At 60.2% G+C, this 18,644-nt stretch carries 20 protein-coding genes; 4 read left to right on the forward strand and 16 right to left on the reverse strand.

Features of this window, described 5'->3' with window-relative positions; translation table 11 throughout:
* The first annotated feature begins 32 nt into the window (after positions 1-32).
* The gene (locus KSW38_RS07375) at positions 33-1,325 is read left to right on the forward strand and encodes an AI-2E family transporter (protein WP_216923944.1); all 1,293 of its coding nucleotides are present in this window, start codon (positions 33-35) and stop codon (positions 1,323-1,325) included.
* A gap of 14 nt (positions 1,326-1,339) precedes the next feature.
* Here the strand turns inward: KSW38_RS07375 and KSW38_RS07380 are convergent, their stop codons facing one another.
* Positions 1,340-2,137, reverse strand: coding sequence for an alpha/beta hydrolase (locus KSW38_RS07380; RefSeq protein WP_216923945.1), 798 nt, complete (start codon positions 2,135-2,137; stop codon positions 1,340-1,342).
* A 33-nt stretch (positions 2,138-2,170) separates the two neighbouring features.
* Entirely contained in the window at positions 2,171-2,515 is a 345-nt protein-coding gene (locus KSW38_RS07385) for an ATP/GTP-binding protein (protein WP_216923946.1), read from the reverse strand.
* 49 nt (positions 2,516-2,564) lie between these two features.
* On the opposite strand from KSW38_RS07385, the gene nucS reads away from it, so the two are divergent.
* The 3 genes from nucS to KSW38_RS07400 all read left to right on the forward strand — a co-directional run bounded on the left by nucS (position 2,565) and on the right by KSW38_RS07400 (position 5,036).
* Positions 2,565-3,260, forward strand: a complete 696-nt coding sequence (nucS, locus tag KSW38_RS07390) for an endonuclease NucS (RefSeq protein ID WP_216923947.1) — start codon at positions 2,565-2,567, stop codon at positions 3,258-3,260.
* Between the two features lie 45 nt (positions 3,261-3,305).
* The gene (locus tag KSW38_RS07395) at positions 3,306-4,553 is read left to right on the forward strand and encodes an N-acetylglucosamine-6-phosphate deacetylase (protein WP_216923948.1); all 1,248 of its coding nucleotides are present in this window, start codon (positions 3,306-3,308) and stop codon (positions 4,551-4,553) included.
* Positions 4,554-4,832: 279 nt separating this feature from the next.
* Complete coding sequence (locus KSW38_RS07400) at positions 4,833-5,036, forward strand: cold-shock protein (RefSeq protein ID WP_018776337.1); 204 nt, start codon at positions 4,833-4,835, stop codon at positions 5,034-5,036.
* Between the two features lie 176 nt (positions 5,037-5,212).
* Here KSW38_RS07400 and KSW38_RS07405 read toward each other — a convergent pair whose 3' ends face one another.
* The 14 genes from KSW38_RS07405 to KSW38_RS07470 form a co-directional block, all read right to left on the reverse strand.
* Complete coding sequence (locus tag KSW38_RS07405) at positions 5,213-7,726, reverse strand: DUF2156 domain-containing protein (protein ID WP_216923949.1); 2,514 nt, start codon at positions 7,724-7,726, stop codon at positions 5,213-5,215.
* The gene (locus KSW38_RS07410; RefSeq protein ID WP_216923950.1) at positions 7,708-9,006 is read right to left on the reverse strand and encodes an alpha/beta hydrolase; all 1,299 of its coding nucleotides are present in this window, start codon (positions 9,004-9,006) and stop codon (positions 7,708-7,710) included. Before KSW38_RS07410 ends, KSW38_RS07405 begins: the two co-directional genes overlap by 19 nt.
* 5 nt (positions 9,007-9,011) lie before the next feature.
* Entirely contained in the window at positions 9,012-9,443 is a 432-nt protein-coding gene (locus tag KSW38_RS07415) for a DUF2550 domain-containing protein (protein WP_216923951.1), read from the reverse strand.
* A gap of 10 nt (positions 9,444-9,453) precedes the next feature.
* The gene (locus tag KSW38_RS07420) at positions 9,454-9,738 is read right to left on the reverse strand and encodes a F0F1 ATP synthase subunit epsilon (RefSeq protein ID WP_216923952.1); all 285 of its coding nucleotides are present in this window, start codon (positions 9,736-9,738) and stop codon (positions 9,454-9,456) included.
* Between the two features lies 1 nt (position 9,739).
* The gene (gene atpD, locus KSW38_RS07425; RefSeq protein ID WP_144649785.1) at positions 9,740-11,191 is read right to left on the reverse strand and encodes a F0F1 ATP synthase subunit beta; all 1,452 of its coding nucleotides are present in this window, start codon (positions 11,189-11,191) and stop codon (positions 9,740-9,742) included.
* Between the two features lie 83 nt (positions 11,192-11,274).
* Positions 11,275-12,165: a F0F1 ATP synthase subunit gamma gene (locus KSW38_RS07430; protein ID WP_216923953.1), complete on the reverse strand. Its 891-nt coding sequence runs from the start codon at positions 12,163-12,165 to the stop codon at positions 11,275-11,277.
* Positions 12,166-12,241: 76 nt separating this feature from the next.
* Positions 12,242-13,879 carry a F0F1 ATP synthase subunit alpha gene (gene atpA / locus KSW38_RS07435; protein WP_216924164.1) on the reverse strand — a complete coding sequence of 546 codons (1,638 nt, stop codon included), beginning with the start codon at positions 13,877-13,879 and terminating at the stop codon, positions 12,242-12,244.
* Positions 13,880-13,964: 85 nt separating this feature from the next.
* Positions 13,965-14,792 (reverse strand): F0F1 ATP synthase subunit delta, encoded by an 828-nt coding sequence (locus KSW38_RS07440; protein ID WP_216923954.1) that lies wholly within the window; start codon positions 14,790-14,792, stop codon positions 13,965-13,967.
* Positions 14,792-15,349, reverse strand: coding sequence for a F0F1 ATP synthase subunit B (locus KSW38_RS07445; RefSeq protein ID WP_216923955.1), 558 nt, complete (start codon positions 15,347-15,349; stop codon positions 14,792-14,794). Before KSW38_RS07445 ends, KSW38_RS07440 begins: the two co-directional genes overlap by 1 nt.
* Before the next feature lie 56 nt (positions 15,350-15,405).
* Positions 15,406-15,609 carry an ATP synthase F0 subunit C gene (atpE, locus tag KSW38_RS07450; protein WP_009356484.1) on the reverse strand — a complete coding sequence of 68 codons (204 nt, stop codon included), beginning with the start codon at positions 15,607-15,609 and terminating at the stop codon, positions 15,406-15,408.
* Between the two features lie 77 nt (positions 15,610-15,686).
* Positions 15,687-16,487: a F0F1 ATP synthase subunit A gene (atpB, locus tag KSW38_RS07455; protein ID WP_216923956.1), complete on the reverse strand. Its 801-nt coding sequence runs from the start codon at positions 16,485-16,487 to the stop codon at positions 15,687-15,689.
* A gap of 81 nt (positions 16,488-16,568) precedes the next feature.
* Positions 16,569-16,904, reverse strand: a complete 336-nt coding sequence (locus KSW38_RS07460) for a hypothetical protein (RefSeq protein WP_216923957.1) — start codon at positions 16,902-16,904, stop codon at positions 16,569-16,571.
* Positions 16,891-17,382: a Cg1360 family ATP-synthase-associated protein gene (locus KSW38_RS07465; RefSeq protein ID WP_216923958.1), complete on the reverse strand. Its 492-nt coding sequence runs from the start codon at positions 17,380-17,382 to the stop codon at positions 16,891-16,893. The genes KSW38_RS07460 and KSW38_RS07465 overlap by 14 nt, the downstream gene beginning before the upstream one ends.
* Positions 17,383-17,495: 113 nt before the next feature.
* A complete protein-coding gene (locus KSW38_RS07470; protein ID WP_216923959.1) occupies positions 17,496-18,614 on the reverse strand; it encodes an MraY family glycosyltransferase in 1,119 nt (372 codons plus the stop codon).
* Between the last annotated feature and the right edge of the window lie 30 nt (positions 18,615-18,644).

Genomic DNA, 18,644 nt, shown 5'->3' on the forward strand with positions numbered 1-18,644 from the left:
TACAAACAACGTAGAAAAGGCAGCAGAACCGCGTGAAAGACCACTTGGAGCCCCGTCCCATCGATGAGTCAGGGTCAACTGTGGTGGACGCCCCTGCGGATGGGACCTCCGCTACTGTTCCGGTCCGCACCGGACGCCTGGCCGCAATAGCCCGCAAGCTGAGGCAACCCATCCCGGGTGCCCGCACCCGGGTCCGGTTCGAGATGCCTCCCGAAGACGAGGCCGTTGCCGTTGCGGAAGGCATCAAGGCCGACGAGGACAACGATTTCGGTGCCCCTGGTCCCCGCATGTCATCCCAGCACCCGTTGTATGTGGGCTTCATGGGCACTGCCGGGGTCGGCGTGGCCCTGCTGGTCTTTTATATCGCAAGCAATACCACCCAGCTGATCCTTTGGATCGTTGCCGCGCTCTTCATCGCCCTCGGGCTGGATCCGGTAGTCCGATGGCTTGAGACCCGAAAGGTCCCGCGCCCTGGCGGCATCCTGATATCTGTCTCTGTCCTGGTCCTTGCGGTTGCCGGGTTCTTTGCAACGTTGATTCCCACCATCGTGGAACAGGTTTCCGAGATCGTCCGGCAGGCGCCGGATTGGATACGGGGCTTCCTCGACTCGGATTTCTTCCGCACCGTGGACAGCCAGTTCGGCATTCGCGACCGCATTACTACCGAACTGGATAAGTTCGTCAAGGATCCCGAAGCCATGGGTGGCATCTTCGGCGGCGTGGTGGGCTTCGGTTCCACTGTGGCCAACGGATTGTTCGGCACGCTGATTGTCCTGGTGCTTAGCCTGTACTTCCTGGCCGCCCTGCCGTCCATGAAGAAATGGGCCTACCGCCTGGCGCCGAGGTCGCGCCGCCCCCGCGTCGAGGCACTTTCGGAAGCGATTACCGACTCAGTAGGCAACTACGTGATCGGCCAGGCCTGCGTCGCCCTGTTGAACGCATTCTTTGCCTTCATCGTCATGAGCATCCTGGGCATTCCCTTCAGCGTCCTGCTTGCCTTCGTCGTGGCGCTCTTGGCCTTCATCCCGCTGGTGGGCGGCCTGATCGCCGCAGTCGTCGTTATCCTCGTGGCCCTCACAGCCGGCTGGCAAACGGCCGTTATCTATGCGATCGCCTACTTTGCCTACCTGCAGTTCGAGGCCTATTTCATCTCTCCGCGCATCATGCAGCGGGCAGTGGCCGTTCCGGGCGCAGTGGCCGTGATCTCAGTGATCGCCGGGGGAAGCCTGCTGGGTGTCCTGGGTGCATTGATCGCCATTCCGACAGCGGCGGCCATCATGCTGCTGATCAAGGAAGTCTTCATCATGCGCCAAGACAGGCACTGACTTTCCCTGTCTACTCATGACGCGTTGGCGACCGGGCCCGCCCACTCACGTGGCAGACCGTCCACGCCGGCACCTGCCGGAGTGACGTCGTCGACGATTTCGTCCAGGACACGCGCTGCGTACTTCTCCCCCACCCACAGGTGCTTGGCACCGTCGACGCCCACCAGCCGGGTCTGCGGTACCAGGCTGAAGCGTTGGGCTGCCTCCGCGGGCCGAAGGTAATCGTCGTGTTCCGGAACCAACACGGTCAGCGGCTTGCCGGAGGCTGCCCACTCCTTGAGGTGCACGTCCGTTGCCCGGTGGAGTGGAGGAGACAGGAGGACCGCGCCCTCGATCTGCGAGGCCACAGGTTCAACTGCGCCGTACATCAGTGCAAGTTCCGTCCCGAACGACCAACCCACCAACCACCGGTTCGGCAGGCCGCGCTCAACGGCGAAACGGACAGCTGCTTCGACGTCGTAGCGCTCACCGATGCCCTCTTCAAACTGGCCCTGGCTGGTGCCGCGCGGCGAGTGTGTACCGCGGGTATTGAACCTCAGGACCGCCACACCTGCCAACGACGGCAGCCTATAGGAAGCCTTGCGGTAGACATGGGAGTCCATGAAGCCACCATGGGTCGGCAGCGGATGGAGGGTGATCAACGTTGCGGTGATCTCCCCGGACTCCGGCACTGCGAGCTCGCCCAGCAGGAGTTTTCCATCATCGGTGGTGAATTCCACATTCTCCCGACGCGCGGGAAGGACGGTGGAGGCCCTGATCGCCGAGGGAGCATCCTGCGCAGTAAAAACGAACGAGGCGGGGTCGAAAGTCATGCCTCCAAGCCTAAGGGAACCAGCGGGACCTGGTCAGCGATACCTGTAGGTTCTGGTCGTCCAGCAGTTGGTGTGCCAGTGCCTGCGCTCAGCCAGTCCGGCGGCTTCGCCAAAAAGGTGATTGTCCGACCACACCACCAGATGTGCGATACCAGGGAGGATAGCTGTCGAGCAGCCCGGGCAGATGTATTGCTTCTCCGCCTTCCGCGCCGTCATGGTACGGACCATCCAGTCGCCATCAGGGGCGCTTTCCCTGCGCGCAATCCCCGCCCTTGCCCGTTCCAGATCCAGTTCCGGGGCTTCGTCCGCCCACTTGCCGGCAGCTTTGTTCGAACGTGTGCTGGCGGCGTTGCGACGAGGGCGGTTGGAACGGGGCATGATTCCATTCTGCCCCAGCGACCGGCCGCCACCGGGTAAGGTAAGGCTGGTGCGACTCGTCATAGCCCGTTGTTCTGTTGATTATGTTGGCCGCCTCAAGGCCCACCTCCCACTCGCCACCAGGCTCCTGTTGGTCAAGGCCGACGGCTCGGTGCTGGTGCACTCCGACGGCGGCTCGTACAAGCCGCTGAACTGGATGAGCCCACCGGCCACGCTGCGCGTAACTTCCCCCGAGGAAACCGAAGTGGAAGAGGGCGTGGTTGAGCAGTGGACCGTGCAGTCGGCCAAGACCGATGACCGGCTCATCATCAACATCTACGAGCAATTGCATGACACTTCACATGACCTGGGTGTTGATCCTGGACTGATCAAGGACGGCGTGGAAGCTGACCTGCAACGCCTCCTGGCAGAACAGATCGAGACGCTCGGAACCGGATACTCACTCATCCGGCGGGAATACTTCACCGCCATCGGACCCGTAGACATCCTTGCCCGGGACGCAACCGGCGCCACGGTGGCGATTGAGCTGAAGCGGCGCGGCGACATCGACGGCGTCGAGCAGCTGACCCGGTATCTGGAGCTGCTGAACCGGGATCCCCTACTGGCGCCGGTCCGTGGGATTTTTGCAGCCCAGCAGATCAAGCCTCAAGCCAAAGTCCTGGCCAACGACCGCGGAATCGACTGCATAACGCTGGACTATGACGCCATGCGCGGTGTGGACGACAGCGAATCCCGACTCTTCTGACTCTTCCCTACAGGGCGTGTGCGGCAGGCCACTAGAATCAGAGTCATGACTGCCGCAGACCAATTCGTCCATTCCTCCGCGCCCAGCCACCAAATTCTCACGGGAACGCTCGTAAGTGACGGCGTGGTGGTGGAAGACGGCCTCGTGGCCATCGACGGCGACCGCATCGCCTATGCAGGCCCGGCGGATGGCTTTGACGCGGACGAGTTTGAAGGCTTCGGGCACGCTATACGCATCGGTGCACCCAGCGGCCACTTCATCTTCCCTGGCTTGGTAGACGTCCACTGCCACGGCGGGAATGGTGGTGACTTTCCAGGCGGGGAGGAGGCCTCGGCCCGTAAGGCAGTGGATTTCCTGCACCGCTCCGGCACCACAACTTTCCTCGCAAGCATGGTTACGGCGCCGCGGGAGGACCTCCTTCGCGGGATTGAACTCTATGTGAAGCTCGTCGACGAAGGTCTTGTGGCCGGCATCCATTTGGAGGGACCTTTCCTCTCCCATGCACGATGCGGCGCCCAGAACCCGGACTACCTGCTGGAGCCGGACCTGGACCTCATGAACGAACTCGTGGGCGCTGCCGCCGGCAAACTTGCCACTATGACGTATGCCCCGGAATTGCCAGGGGCCGCTGCACTGGTGGACTTAATGACCTTCCACGGCGTGACGCCGTCTCTGGGTCACACCGATTGCGACGACGCCACCGCCGCAGCGTCGTTGGCTGCGGCCCGCGAGGGACTGGAATCGGCAGGGTTCGACGGCGTCAGCTCGCTACCGACAGTGACGCACCTTTTCAACGGGATGCCACCAATGCACCACCGCGCGCCAGGCCCCGTTGCCGCCTGCTTGCGGGCCGCCCAGGCGGGAAAAGCCGTGGTGGAACTCATCGCCGACGACACCCACCTGGACCCCAGTATCGTCGCTACCGTATTTCAGTTGGTGGGCGCCGGCAACATTCTCCTGGTGACTGATTCAATGGCCGCTGCGGGGCTTTCGGACGGAAACTACATGCTCGGACCGTCACCGGTGACCGTCAGCAATGGCGTGGCAACCCTGGATGCCACTGGCTCCATCGCAGGGGGCACCGCCACGCTCCTGGAAGTGGTCCGCAAGACCGTGGACGCCGGCGTCGCCCTTCCGGACGCCATCTGCTCAGCGACTGCAGTACCTGCTGCCATTCTTGGGCTCTCTGACGAGGTGGGTGGATTGCGTCGCGGCCTTCGCGCTGACGTTGTTACTACCGATCAGGAACTCGGCCTTACTGCCGTCATGCGCAACGGACAGTGGCTGGCTTAGGACAATCAGACCACGGTGAATTGGGGTTGTCCGCGTTACCTTCTTTTTACCGAAAATTTTCCCGAATTGCCTTAAAGACCGTTGACCTCCGGCACGGCACATGAAAGTGTTGTAGCAGTCTTTGTGTAGGTGGTTTTCATGCTCGCAAGACGAGTTGCGAGCGTGAAGCTCCTGCGAAACCGGACAGGCCAAGCCTGGACGGAATCCGGATCTTCTCGCGGAGTAACAAGGGCCGGTACGAGGTGTATCGGACTGCTGTTCCATAATGAGGAGAAATACATGGCACTGGGAACCGTCAAGTGGTTCAACGCTGAAAAGGGCTTCGGCTTCATCACCCCGGATGACTCGGATGGGGATGTTTTCGTTCACTACTCTGAGATCCAGACCGGTGGTTTCAAGACCCTCGATGAGAACCAGCGCGTTCAGTTCGAGATCGGTCAGGGCGCCAAGGGCCCGCAGGCAACCGGCGTTACGGTCGTCTAGTCTTACTTGTTGATTTTGTTTGTTGCAGTTTCAACAAACGCGTTGGTCCCGGCTTTCCAGTCGGGACCAACGTGTTTAACAGTCAGAATGTCCGGTGAAATGTCTGATATTTCGACAACTCTTGTTACAAACCACGAAGAAATGCTAAACGGCTTCGAAGAATAGGCGTCGTCAATTCAAGCAACCAGCGTTCGCAGTAGTCTGGCGGATTGTCGCACAGACAATCCCGGAAGGTATGCGCGGCTCAGCGCCCGGCCTATTGCGGGCAGGTGCAACGGCTCTTGGTAATACATGTACAAAGTTCGGTAGTCGGGTTGGAAACGTGACTTAAAGGAAGCCAGGGATCGGAAACCGTAGACAGGTTCCAGGGCCTGGCCAACCAGGTCCAACATGCCTGCAAGTCCCTCGGCCCGCTGATCAATCTCGTCCTTCTCCCGTGCCAAGGGCGAACCGGAGAGCGAGATAACCTCCACCGATTCCCTGAGATGGAGGATGGCGGCGGCAATCAGGAATTCCATCACTCCCGGGAAGGCATCGCCGCGGCGACGCATAAAGTCCAAGGTCCAGCTGACAACAGTGCCGTTCCGGTAGACAGGAAGCCAGCTGGTGACTCCATAAACGAACCCGTCTGTATCAGTGGCCACGCAGCACAACACATCAGGGTCCTCAAGCTCATCCAGGCCGCCCAACGTGAATCCCATTTCAGGTACGCGTTTTTGTGCAGCCCACTCTTCGGACACCTCGCCCACTTGTGCGCGCAGAGCATGGGGCAGTGCGTCATACCGGCCCCATGTGGCCGTGATCCCCATCTTTGCCGCCCGGTTGAGGGATGTCCTGACGTTCTGCCACTCCTTGCCGCGGAACTCCAAACCCCTGATCCTCAGCCGGGTTTCCTGCGCGACTGCAACCCTTCGAAAACCGCGGGCCTGAAGCATGGGCCACAACTCATCTGTACACGAGTAGAGGCAAGGTATCAGGGCATGCTGGGAGCAGAAATCAAGGAATCCTGCAGCAGTCTCTACATGGTGCTCCCCGGCTCCTAGAGGACCGGCCAGTGTCAGGGCCACATGTCCATGCTGCTGGTACGCCACTCCTCCCGTACCGTCAGGATTGAACCAATATTTGTTCGGCTCCCAGAGCGACATCCACGACAACGAATCGCCACCGGCTTTCGCCAGCTCGCGTGCGCGGTCCCGCCCTTGATGGTCCAGGCCAGCGGCATGATGGCCCCGGATGAGGAGTATCCAGACGCCAATCAACGCCACAAGCCAGAAGACCGTCCCGGAGTAGGAGAACAGGAAGACTTCCAAAGCGTCACGCTCGGCAAAGACCTTGCGGTACACGCTGGGCAACGGAACCGGCAGGTACTGGCGGGCGAGCTCTGCACCCAAACCCAGCAGGCCGCCGTCGCGCGTCATGCCGCCCGAAGCCAGCCACACGGCAGTGTATGCAAGCGCAAGGGTCGCGCCCGTGAGGCCAACCAGCCAAAAGACACGCCGCCGCAACCGGGCAGAGGATTCCACACGGAAGTGCCCACGATAGGCGAACAAGAGGACCGCCAGGGTCAGCGGAACCAGGACCAAGGGGATCAGATGCACAACTGCAGGGTTCAGCATCGCGGCTTGACGTCCCGGGGGCATAGGAATGCCCGCGAAAAGGCTCAAGTAGACAGTCGAAAGGGCTACGACAACCAACTGGACACCGATCGCTATCCCCAGTGCCAGGCGCCGCCCACGTCGCATGCCGTCAGCACAAATCAGCAACAACACCACGGGCACAACAGCAAGTGCCAGGCCAAAGGGGCCCGTGTAGCCCTGACGGCTAAGCTCGAGGCAAGCCACGTCAATGGTCCCGCCGCAATTACTTTCCAGTTGACTCAGAGTGGGAAGCGGGTTCAGGATGACATCCCGCAGCAGGGCGAGAGGTCCCGAAGGGCTCTTGGCTGCAGCGGTCAGTATGGGGCCGGCAGCGAAAATGGCCATGGTGAGGGCCAGCAGGTTCCGGACTTCACGGCCCGTGGACCGGTGCAGGTGAAGGTGTCCTTGGCTGCTCTGGGTCCACCACGCAGCCCCCAGGCCCAACAAAGCTCCCACAAGCCCCATGACGGTCTCGGCGTGTCCGATGTACAACACCAGCAGCAGGGAAAGGGAAAGGACCACGGTCCTCAATCGTCGTTGCCAAAGCGTTGGCAGCATTGCACTGGCTGCAAGGGCTGTGGCAACCAAAGCACCGTACGGCCCTATCAGCCGGGTATCCACCATCCTGGAGATCCAACCATCATCCATGTACCGCGCCACCTGGGTGACCAGCAGGAATGCCGCAACGCATGCAAACTGGCTGCCGAGGAAGACTCCGGCCGTCCGGAAGAAGCCGAATCGCCGCTCTGCAAGCCCCAGCAGGAACAGGATCATGAGCGCTGCGGTGACAAACGCCAGCAGGTTGGTAGTGAAGAACAATGACGTCCAGATAGACCACCACTCCCCCGACCGCAGCCCCGCCAAGGTCACGCCCGCCACAGGCAGCAATGATTCTGCCGGACCGCCAACGATGCTTCCAGACACGACGGACACCGCCACGAACAACGCAAGCACGAGCGTGGTGAAGGGAGTAGCACGGAGATGTTTGGCCGTTTGCCTCAAGACGGGCTGCACGACGCCTTTCAGGGCGAGGCTCACTGGACTATTCCCCATCGGGCAGACAAGAAATCCAGAGCATCAGGCATACCCCGGACCACAGCATCCCACGAGTGGCCAGCGTGCTGGATGGAGTGTGCTTGGATGGTGAAACCCGCCGCTTTTCCAGCGTCAGCAAGAACGTGCATGTAGTCCGTAAACTCTGTGTCCGTGGCGCCTGCCGCCAAGTACAGGCCGCTGCCTGCGTAATCCCGTTGTTGCATCAAAAACAAGGGGGTCCTTGACTCGAAAGCGGCCACGTCGCCGTCGAACGAGTCTGCGATGGTCTTATTCCGGTCCTTCGCAAGCGATGGCTCCCGCTCAGCGGAAAAGCCCACTATCGAAGTGAACAATTCGGGATGCATTGTCCCCATCTGAACCGCACACGTGCCGCCGAACGAGAAGCCACCCACTGCCCACAGCCGGTGATCATTCGATACTTCCAAGGTGGAGCTGATCCAAGCAGGTACGTCCTGGGAGAGGTAGGTGTCAGCATGCGCGATGCGGCTGTCCATGCATAGGGTGTTGGCGCTTCCCGAACCATTTGGGTCCACCACGACCGCTACGGGGGCGATGCCACCGTGTGCTTCAGCAAATCTGTCCAGTTGCGCACGGAGCTGCCCCCCGGTTAGCCAATCGGCCGGACCACCGGGTTGGCCTGAAAAGAGCACCAGCACCGGCAAGCTTGGCCGTGCTGCGGTTTGATAGGCCGGAGGCAGGTAGATGTAGGCTTCCCGTGCTGTGAAGCCCGATGCGTTTCCCGGGATTTGAGCCTTCCGAAGGATACCGCCCCGCGGCATTGACCCGGGAGCTTTCCAATCCGACAGCGCAGGTCCCGGTTTACTGCCCGGAGCGCGTTGAAGGCTGCCCTCCAAGGGCTGGATACGGGCGACGGCCGTACCAAGAAGGTCCGCCACCGTGTTGTTCAGTCCGAAGTACACATTGACTTGGACGACGCTCATGAGAACTACGCCCAGCATCGCTGCCAGGCCGCCGGCACGACTTTTCCAGGTAGAGCGGGGAAAACGCGTGGCAAACAGCAGAGCGGCCGCGACAGCCGGGACCGACCACGCCAGGGTCTCAAAGGGAAGATTTTCCGAGAAGACGGCCATCAGATCAACCAGGACCCAGTGGGCCAACGCCACAACGGCAACACCACCCGCCACGCAGGCGGCGACGGTCAGTGGCCAGGAACGCTGACGTCTCCACAGGAGGTACGTGGCTCCCGCCACACCGCCGATAATGCTCAACCACAGGAATGGTCCATCAACAAGGCTGATGTCCAGAAGAAAATCCATGGGGCCTAACGCCAGGTTCCGACGCCGATAACAGGTCCGGCCTCGAGCCAGGAGGAAAGACCGGCGTAGGCATCAAAGTTCATGGCAAGCATGAACTTCTTACCTTCATATTGGAGTTCAACCACGACGACGCCAGGCTGCACCTTGACGAGCTCATCCTCAGTAGGTTGACGCCGGCCAAGCAGTTCCAACGAACTGCGTTTGTATCTATGTTTTGGGATCACGCTCAGGGACATCAAGCGGAACCACTCAAGTTCATTGTCCTGATAACGACAAACCCCCATCTGCCAGCTGTTTCCAGCCGTACAAATGGAGGCGTCAACCGTGCCCAGGGCGCGCCGCAGATTGAAGCGGCGCACCCCAAGAAGGCACAGTGAAAAAATCAGCAACGCGAACGCCGTTGCCAGGGCGATGAACGGAATAAGGGAATCGTCCATCAAGGTCGTGCTATCGGATCCCCGCTGTAGCCGCTTCGCCCAGTTGGGCGTTGTCAGCAACAATGACCACGCGATCGTTGTCGACGGAGAAGAATCCGCCGTCAACTACTACCGCAATACGGTCACCGGAAACCGGCTGGATTGCCAGCTCACCCTCAGCCAGGATGGCCAGGAGGGGCGAGTGGCCCGGCAGGATTCCGATTTCACCATCGCTGGTGCGGGCCTTCACCATCTTGGCCGCGCCGGACCACACAAAGTGGTCCGCTGCGACAATCTCAACCTCGAGCTCAGCCATACTACTTGGTCTGTTCCTGGATCTTGGCCCAGTTACGCTCGACGTCATCCAGGCCACCGACGTTGAAGAACGCCTGCTCTGCGATGTGGTCCAGCTCGCCGTCGCAGATAGCGGTGAAGCCTTCCACGGTGTCCTTGATGGACACGGTGGAGCCTTCAACGCCGGTGAACTGCTTGGCGGTGTAGGTGTTCTGGGACAGGAACTGCTGGATACGGCGTGCACGCGACACGACGATCTTGTCTTCTTCAGACAGTTCGTCAACGCCGAGGATGGCGATGATGTCCTGGAGTTCCTTGTTCTTCTGCAGGATCTGCTTCACACGGACAGCCGTGTTGTAGTGGTCCTTGCCGATGTACTGGGGGTCCAGGATGCGGGAGGTCGACGTCAGCGGGTCAACGGCCGGGTACAGACCACGGGAGGCGATTTCACGGGAAAGTTCCGTGGTCGCGTCGAGGTGTGCGAAGGTCGTTGCCGGAGCCGGGTCGGTGTAGTCGTCAGCAGGCACGTAAATGGCCTGCATCGACGTGATGGAGTGGCCCTTGGTGGAGGTGATGCGCTCCTGGAGGAGACCCATCTCGTCAGCAAGGTTCGGCTGGTAACCCACTGCGGACGGCATACGGCCGAGCAGCGTGGAAACTTCCGAACCTGCCTGCGTGAAGCGGAAGATGTTGTCAATGAAGAGCAACACGTCCTGGTTCTGAACATCGCGGAAGTACTCCGCCATGGTCAGCGCAGACAGGGCAACACGCAGACGCGTTCCCGGCGGCTCATCCATCTGGCCGAAGACAAGGGCGGTGTCCTTGAGAACCCCGGCCTCTTCCATTTCAACCCAGAGGTCGTTACCCTCACGGGTACGCTCGCCAACACCGGCGAATACGGAGGTACCACCGAAGTTGCGGGCAACACGGGTGATCATTTCCTGGATCAGAACGGTCTTGCCAACGCCGGCGCCGCCGAACAGGCCGATCTTTCCACCCTTGATGTACGGGGTGAGAAGGTCGATGACCTTGATGCCGGTCTCGAGCATCTCCGTGGAGCCCTCGAGGGAAGCGAAGGCCGGAGCCTTGCGGTGGATCGGCCAGTAGGCGTCAGCCTTGATCTCAGACTCTTCGACGTCCAGCGGCTTGCCGAGGACGTTGAAGATGTGGCCCTTCACGCCGTCGCCGACGGGCACGGAGATCGGAGCGCCGGAATCCTGCACGGTGGTACCGCGGACCAGGCCGTCGGTAGCCTGCAGGGAGATGGCGCGAACGAGGTTGTCGCCCAGGTGCTGGGAGGTCTCGAACGTGATGGTCTTGGTCTGGCCATTGAGAGTGATCTCAGTGGTCAGGGCGTTGTAAATCGAGGGGATTGCGTCAGCCGGGAATTCGACGTCGACAACCGGACCAATAACACGGGCAATGCGGCCGGTGGCACCGGCCGTTGCTACGTGTTCGGTAGCAGTGGCAGTCATCTCTCTCACTTCACTCAGTAGATGGCGTGGGGTTAAGTTTATCTATTTGGTGCAGGTGCGGCTTCGAGCCGAATCCGTACCGGCTAGGACGCGAGGGCGTCGGCGCCGGCCACGATCTCGGAAAGCTCCTGCGTAATCTCGGCCTGACGGGCCGTGTTGCGAAGGCGCGTGTACTTCTTGATCAGTTCCGTAGCGTTGTCACCGGCCGACTTCATGGCACGCTGGCGGGCTGCGAGCTCGGAAGCTGCGGCCTGCAGCATGGCTGCAAAGATGCGGGATTCGATGTAACGCGGAAGCAGGGCATCAAGGACCTGCTCCGTTTCCGGTTCGAACTCGTACAACGGCAGCAGATCGGACTCCGAGGCGGCTTCTTCTTCGACGACTTCCAGAGGAAGCAAACGGATAACCGTCGGCTCCTGCGTCACCATGGACTTGAAGCGGGTGTAGACGACGTGGATTTCGTCCACGCCACCTTCTTCAAAATCAGTGGCGAAGTCTTCGAGGAGTGCAGCTCCGACTTCCTGTGCGGTTTCGAATTCCGGTGCATCCGTGCCGCCAGTCCAATTGCGGGCGTACTCACGGTTGCGGAAATCGAAGTACGCCTGCGCCTTGCGGCCCACCAGGTACGCCTTGACTTCCTTGCCTTCTGCGTGAAGAAGCTCGGTGAGACCTTCAGCCTGCTTCAGCACACTCGCGGAGTAGGATCCTGCAAGGCCACGGTCTGAAGTGATAATCAGGACTGCGGCACGGCGGATCTGCTCCGGCTCAGTGGTCAGCGGGTGGTCGATTTCGCTCTGACTTGCGACAGCAGAAACGGCACGGGTAATCGCGTTCGCGTAAGGCAGTGAAGCTGCTACGCGGGCGCGGGCCTTACCGATGCGCGAGGTAGCGATCAGTTCCATCGCCTTGAAGATCTTGCGCATCGACGTCGTCGAGCTGATCTTCTGACGGTAGACCCGAATCTGGGCTCCCATACTTATCCTTTCCTAAGTTCCCGACGTACTGCCCTGCCGGGGCCCCTGAGGACCCCGGCAGAACAGGTCATCGAAACTAGCGCTTCTGCTTGACGATCTTTTCCTGGTCGACGTCGCCGCCGGAAATCGCTTCGTGCTCTTCGTGGCCGGCGCCAACCAGACGGTCGTCGCCTTCACCGAAGAAGCCCTTCTTGAAGGACACGATTGCTTCCTTCAATGCTGCGGCGGTGTCGTCATCCAGGACGTTGGTCTGAGCCAGCGTGGTCAGGATGGAGGACTTGTGCTTCAGGTGCTCCAGGAACTCGGACTCGAAGCGGCTGATGTCTTCAACCGGGACGTCGTCCAGGTAGCCGTTGGTGCCGGCCCAGATGGAAACAACCTGGTCCTCAACCGGGAACGGTGAGTACTGGCCCTGCTTGAGCAGTTCCATCAGGCGTGCGCCACGGGTCAGCTGCTGGCGGGAAGCCGCATCCAGGTCAGAGGCGAACATGGCGAATGCCTGCATGTCGCGGTACTGCGCCAGGTCCAGCTTCAAGGTACCGGAGACCTTCTTCATGGACTTGACCTGGGCAGCGCCACCAACGCGGGAGACGGACACACCAACGTCAACAGCAGGGCGCTGGTTGGCGTTGAAGAGGTCCGACTGGAGGAAGATCTGACCATCCGTGATGGAGATCACGTTGGTTGGGATGTAGGCGGAAACGTCGTTTGCCTTGGTTTCGACGATCGGAAGACCGGTCATCGAGCCTGCGCCGAGCTCGTCGGAGAGCTTTGCGCAACGCTCCAGCAAGCGGGAGTGCAAGTAGAAGACGTCACCGGGGTAAGCTTCGCGTCCCGGCGGACGACGCAGCAGCAGCGACACGGCGCGGTAGGCTTCAGCCTGCTTGGACAGGTCATCGAAGATCACCAGAACGTGCTTGCCACCGTACATCCAGTGCTGGCCGATGGCCGAGCCTGCGTACGGTGCCAGGTACTTGAAGCCGGCGGGGTCCGAGGCCGGGGAGGCCACGATGGTGGTGTACTCCAGCGCGCCGTGGTCCTCAAGGGTCTGGCGTACTGCGGCAATGGTGGAAGCCTTCTGGCCAACACCAACGTAGACGCAACGAACCTGCTTGGTGACATCGCCCGAAGCCCAGTTGGCCTTCTGGTTGATGATGGTGTCCACAGCGATTGCGGTCTTGCCGGTCTGGCGGTCACCAATGATCAGCTGACGCTGGCCGCGGCCGATCGGAATCATGGCGTCAATAGCCTTGAGGCCGGTCTGCATCGGCTCGTGAACCGACTTGCGCTCGGTGACGCCCGGAGCCTGGAGTTCCAGTGCACGGGTGGTCTCGGCCTTGATCTCGCCGAGGTCGTCGATCGGCTGGCCCAGCGGGTCGACAACGCGACCGAGGAAGGCATCGCCAACCGGAACGGACAGGATTTCACCGGTGCGGTGAACTTCCTGGCCTTCTTCGATACCGGTGAAGTCACCGAGGATAATGACACCGATCTCGCGGACGTCAAGGTTCTGGGCGAGGCCCAGCGTGCCATCTTCGAAGCGAAGCAGCTCGTTCGCCATGACCGAGGGAAGACCCTCAACACGGGCGATGCCGTCACTTGCGGTGGTCACACGACCAACCTCTACGCGCTCTGCGTTTCCGGGTTCGTAGGACGCCGCGAACTCGTTCAACGCATTACGGACGTCGTCGGCGTTGATGGTCAATTCGGCCATCTGCAGTCCCTGCTCTCCTGTTTTCGTGATCATCGTTGCTCACGATGACCGGGTTTTATATCAGTTAAGTTGTGCTTTGTCTTCGCTAGACAGCGAGCTGACGGCGGAGGTCGGTCAGGCGGCCGATAACAGAAGCGTCAAGCACTTCATCACCCACCTGAACCCGGATTCCACCAATCAGGCGGGGGTCAACATTGACGTTGACCTTCAGCTCGCGGCCGTACAGGGCATTCAGCCCGGCCTGCAGACGGCTGGCCTGCGTTTCCGTCAACGGACGGGTAACGCTGACAGTTGCAATCCAGCGCTGCTGACGCTTGGCTGCAAGCTTGGCGAAGGACTCGACGAGCTTGCTCGGCTTGACACCGCGCGGCTGAGTTACGGCCTGGCCAATGAGAACCTTTGCTTCCTCGCTGACGCCAGGAACAAGTTTCTCGGCCAGGACCACCTTGGCCGCGGCGGATGCCTGCGGCTCAGACAGAGCACGTTGTACTTCGTGGCTGGAAGCGACGGCCTGGTTGAAAGCAAACAGATCGTTTTCCAGCTCTTCCAGCCCCGTGATACCAGAGGCAGAAACGGCCGACTTGTTTTCAGCTACGGCAATGACAACCGTGGCGGCAAGAGTCTCGAGTGCATCGCCGATATCGCGTGCAGATGCCCAGCGCAAGCCAGCCAGTCCGCCTGCGATTTCAGCAGCATCAGCGGAGACTTTTCCGCTAACCAGCTGCTTGACCAGCGCCGACTTCTCGTCTCCACTACGGGACGGGTCAGTCAGGGCGCGGCGCAAGCCAGCCGAGCTGTCCACCGTTCCCAGGATTCCGAAGAGGTCCTTTGCCAACTGCAGCGAGGCAAAAGGAAGCTTGGCTTCCAACTGCGCCAGCGCCGTGGTCAGCGATTCGCTCGATATACCTGCCATTACTTAGCTGCACCTGCGTTCTGGGTCTCCAGATCTGCCAGGAAGCGGTCCACAACGCGTGCGGCCCGCTCATCATCAGTGAGTGCTTCACCAACGATGCGGCCAGCCAACGTGGTAGCCAAAGTGCCAACCTCTGAGCGAAGCGAGACAACAGCTGCCTGGCGCTCGGACTCGATGGCAGCGTGTGCCTGCTCGGTGATGCGGGCAGACTCGGCAGCGGCCTTGGCCTTGAGGTCCGCGAGGATCTGGGCGCCTTCAGCGCGTGCTTCTTCACGGATCCGGTTGGCTTCGGCGCGGGCATCGGTGAGCTGCTGCTTGTACTCTTCAAGAGCTGCAGAAGCTTCGGCCTGTGCCTTTTCAGCCTTTGCGATGCCACCTTCAATCGCTTCGGCGCGCTCTGCGAAGGTCTTCTCGAACATCGGGACAATGAACTTGACCACGATGTACAGGAGGACAGCAAAGCCGACGAGGACGACGCCCATTTCCCAAACATTGGGAACGAGAGGGTTAGTGGCCTCTTCGCCTTCAGTGGCGGCTGAGATGATCAGCTGATTCATATTTCACCCGTCCTATCTACTCGGTTGCGGAATTCGCTTTGTTCGAAAGTCGAAGACTAGAGAACGAAAGCGAAGACGAGGCCGAGGATGGCAAGAGCTTCGGTCAGTGCCAGACCAAGGAATGCGATCGGCTGCAGCACGCGCTGAGCTTCCGGCTGACGAGCAACACCGTTGATGTAAGCCGCGAATACGAGACCCACACCGATACCACCGCCGATTGCGGACAGACCGTAACCTACGAGGTTGAGATTGCCTTCCATTTTTTTCCTTTCAAGATGCCACCCATGTGGCAGGTTGCTTGGTTTACTTCAATCCCCTCAAGGGGAAGTTTTTGAGCCTAGTGGCTGTCGGCGTGCAGGGCGCCTTCAATGTAGATCGCGGTCAGCAAGGTGAACACGTAGGCCTGCAGGGCCATGATCAGGGCCTCGAGCATGTACATGGCAATAGCGCCAACAAGGACGAGAACCGAGGTGCCCTTCAAAAGGACGTTCTCCTGCATGATCAGGAACTCAATACCGGAACCGGCGAGCATGACGATCAGGTGGCCGGCCAGCATGGTCGCGAACAGACGGAGGCTGTGCGTAACGGGGCGGACCAGGAAGTTGGAGATGATTTCAATCGGAACAACGATCGGCAGGATGTACCACGGGACACCGGAGGGAACGGTTGCGAGCTTGAAATACTTCAGCCCGTTCTTCTTGATGCCGATGATGATCCAGGTGAAGTACACGATGCCGGCCAGCACGTACGCGCCGCCAACGTGGGAGAAGCTCGGAAGCTGGATCACGGGGATAGCGCCGTAGATGTTGTTCACCAGAATAAAGAAGAACAAGCTGAACAACAGCGGGACGTACTTGATGAAGTCCTTGCCGCCGATGATGTCCTTGGCGATGCTGTTGCGGACGAAGCCATAGGCCATTTCGCCTGCGAACTGCAGCTTTCCGGGAACCAGCTGCTGCTTACGCGCAGCGAGGATGAAGAATGTAGCGATAATGACGACCGAAAGGATCACCAGCAGCATCTGCTTGGAGAAGCCATCGTGCGCACCCCAAGGCAGGATTGCCGGCAGGTGCATTTCGTCGATTCCGGGTGGGGTGAATGACCCCGAATCCTGGGCGGGGAGCGCAAGCGCGATCAACGCGTTTCCTCTCTGCTGTGTCCATCATTGGGCATTGGTTGGAAGCCGGACGCGCTCGACGCATCCATATTCCGTGTGAAATTATTTGGCATTACTGTCCCCGTCCGTGGACGGACCGCTGTCTGCGTTGCTCTCGCCAGAAGAAGAGCTTTGCCTGGTGAGGCCGTGCATATGGGAAAGATAGAACCCTCCTGCGGCTCCCAGCAGAGCGCCAAGGAGCACAATCCAGCGGGTCCCCCACAGATTATCCAAACCCCAGCCTATCAAACTCCAGACAATGATCCCGCCAACGATGTAGCTGAAGACGGCGATGCCGGCGTTGTATCCACCGTCGTTTCCGGCGTCGGCAGAATCGTTGGCGGCACCTTGGGATGGAGTGTGGCTCGACAGCTGGGAATTACGCTTACGCAGAGACATCCGTACCGCCCTTCTCATCCGCAGGATCGTTGTAGATCTGCAGGCGGGCTTTGCTGAAACCGTAAATCTCCGCAGCCTGCCAAAGGACGACGGCCACAACTGCGCCGATGATGAACCATCGGCCGTGCAACCAGGCGGGAGTACCGATAACAAAGAGGACCACTGCAAATCCGACGACTTTTACGAAGTACGTCGCTACGAACAGGCCGACAGCGCCGGAAGGATTATTGCGGCCAACAAAATGACCGATCAGAAGGCTGATCGCAAAGAAGAGCATGACCAGCGCGGCACCGAATGCTGCTGAAAGCGCGCCTAGGCCACCATTCAGGAACGCTGCGACGATACTCGTCACGATCAATCCGGCCAAGGCAGCTGCGGAGCTCAAGAGCAGCAAGCGGAGCCACAGGTTGGATGTCTCCCCGGAAACTCCAACAACACGTTTACCGGACGGGCGTCCGGAATCGGCGTTGGATGTCATGGGGATACCAATCCTCGTGGCACGGGTGCCATATTCTCAAAGTGGGGTTACGGGCGAGTGACTGTCCGCAGAAAGAATTCTACATGAGATAGAACTGTGACCATAACCGAAAGTCATGAGCGCTCCCCCGGCCCCGCCGTGTTCCGCGTGAAGTACGGCCATGCCGTAACGGCGGCCATGACGAGAGCAGCTACGACCACCACGATCAACACAATCTGCCAAGGGAACACTGCGAACGCCACACCGCCGAACGCCAGGATGCACGTCCAGACATAAAGCATGACGACGGCGGTGCGGTGCGAGTAGCCGAGGTCCACCAGCTTGTGGTGGAGGTGCCCACGGTCTGCGGACCAAGGAGACTGTCCCCGGGCGGTCCTGCGAACCACAGCCATCCCGAAATCCAGGAGCGGAAGGGAGAGGACGGCGAAGGGCAGGAGGATCGGGATGATCGTCGGAATGCCGTTGGCGCGGTCGTAGAGCCCAGACCCGATTTGCCCCGTGGCCACTACGCCGGCTGAAGCCATGAGGAGACCGATGAGCATGGCACCGGAGTCCCCCATGAAGATCTTGGCTGGAAACCAGTTATGCGGCAGGAATCCGATGCAGCCACCCACCAGGATCGCCATCAGGAGTGTCGCAAGGTCTGAATTGTCCGTGGATGGGTTGTTCCGGTGCACCCAGTACGCCGTGAGGAAGAACGCACCGCCTCCGATGGTGGCTACACCTGCAGCCAGTCCATCCAGCCCATCAATGAAATTGACGGCGTTCATGGTGGTAACAATCAGCCCTGCTGTCAGGACAATCTGGACGAGTTCGGAGTCAATCAGGATCGGTTCGGGGATGAACGGAACCACAGACATCCTTACGCCCCAAATGGCGACGATGAAAGCCGCTGCTGCCTGTCCCAGGAGCTTGATCCACCAGCGGATGTCCAGGATGTCGTCCGCGACTCCCACTGCGACGATCACTACTGCACCGGCCAATATGCCCCACGGAGCATCGTTATGCCTGAAAATGTCCTTGACGAAGAATGAGTTGCTTGCCACGACAAGTGCAACAAAAAAGCCTGCAAAGATGCCAAGCCCGCCCAGTTTTGAGATGAGTGCGGAGTGCATGTCCCTGCTGCGGATGGGACGGTAAAGCCGTAATTTGTTCCCGAGTACGCGGGCTCCCCACGTTCCGGCATAGGACACCAATGCAGCGGTGAGCGCCATCAGCAGGTACATAATCATGACGCGGCTCCTGAAAGGAGCGCAATGCCG

The sequence above is a fragment of the Paenarthrobacter aromaticivorans genome, from assembly GCF_019038615.1.
In the GTDB taxonomy this organism is placed as follows: domain Bacteria; phylum Actinomycetota; class Actinomycetes; order Actinomycetales; family Micrococcaceae; genus Arthrobacter; species Arthrobacter aromaticivorans.

What these genes read in the sequence shown, in the direction of transcription:
- KSW38_RS07380 (WP_216923945.1), bottom strand. Translation starts at nt 2,137, where the DNA reads ATGACTTTCGACCCCGCCTCGTTCGTTTTTACTGCGCAGGATGCTCCC.
- KSW38_RS07385 (WP_216923946.1), bottom strand. Translation starts at nt 2,515, where the DNA reads ATGCCCCGTTCCAACCGCCCTCGTCGCAACGCCGCCAGCACACGTTCG.
- KSW38_RS07395 (WP_216923948.1), top strand. Translation starts at nt 3,306, where the DNA reads ATGACTGCCGCAGACCAATTCGTCCATTCCTCCGCGCCCAGCCACCAA.
- KSW38_RS07400 (WP_018776337.1), top strand. Translation starts at nt 4,833, where the DNA reads ATGGCACTGGGAACCGTCAAGTGGTTCAACGCTGAAAAGGGCTTCGGC.
- KSW38_RS07405 (WP_216923949.1), bottom strand. Translation starts at nt 7,726, where the DNA reads ATGGGGAATAGTCCAGTGAGCCTCGCCCTGAAAGGCGTCGTGCAGCCC.
- KSW38_RS07410 (WP_216923950.1), bottom strand. Translation starts at nt 9,006, where the DNA reads ATGGATTTTCTTCTGGACATCAGCCTTGTTGATGGACCATTCCTGTGG.
- KSW38_RS07415 (WP_216923951.1), bottom strand. Translation starts at nt 9,443, where the DNA reads ATGGACGATTCCCTTATTCCGTTCATCGCCCTGGCAACGGCGTTCGCG.
- KSW38_RS07420 (WP_216923952.1), bottom strand. Translation starts at nt 9,738, where the DNA reads ATGGCTGAGCTCGAGGTTGAGATTGTCGCAGCGGACCACTTTGTGTGG.
- atpD (WP_144649785.1), bottom strand. Translation starts at nt 11,191, where the DNA reads ATGACTGCCACTGCTACCGAACACGTAGCAACGGCCGGTGCCACCGGC.
- KSW38_RS07430 (WP_216923953.1), bottom strand. Translation starts at nt 12,165, where the DNA reads ATGGGAGCCCAGATTCGGGTCTACCGTCAGAAGATCAGCTCGACGACG.
- atpA (WP_216924164.1), bottom strand. Translation starts at nt 13,879, where the DNA reads ATGGCCGAATTGACCATCAACGCCGACGACGTCCGTAATGCGTTGAAC.
- KSW38_RS07440 (WP_216923954.1), bottom strand. Translation starts at nt 14,792, where the DNA reads ATGGCAGGTATATCGAGCGAATCGCTGACCACGGCGCTGGCGCAGTTG.
- KSW38_RS07445 (WP_216923955.1), bottom strand. Translation starts at nt 15,349, where the DNA reads ATGAATCAGCTGATCATCTCAGCCGCCACTGAAGGCGAAGAGGCCACT.
- atpE (WP_009356484.1), bottom strand. Translation starts at nt 15,609, where the DNA reads ATGGAAGGCAATCTCAACCTCGTAGGTTACGGTCTGTCCGCAATCGGC.
- KSW38_RS07460 (WP_216923957.1), bottom strand. Translation starts at nt 16,904, where the DNA reads ATGTCTCTGCGTAAGCGTAATTCCCAGCTGTCGAGCCACACTCCATCC.
- KSW38_RS07465 (WP_216923958.1), bottom strand. Translation starts at nt 17,382, where the DNA reads ATGACATCCAACGCCGATTCCGGACGCCCGTCCGGTAAACGTGTTGTT.
- KSW38_RS07470 (WP_216923959.1), bottom strand. Translation starts at nt 18,614, where the DNA reads ATGATTATGTACCTGCTGATGGCGCTCACCGCTGCATTGGTGTCCTAT.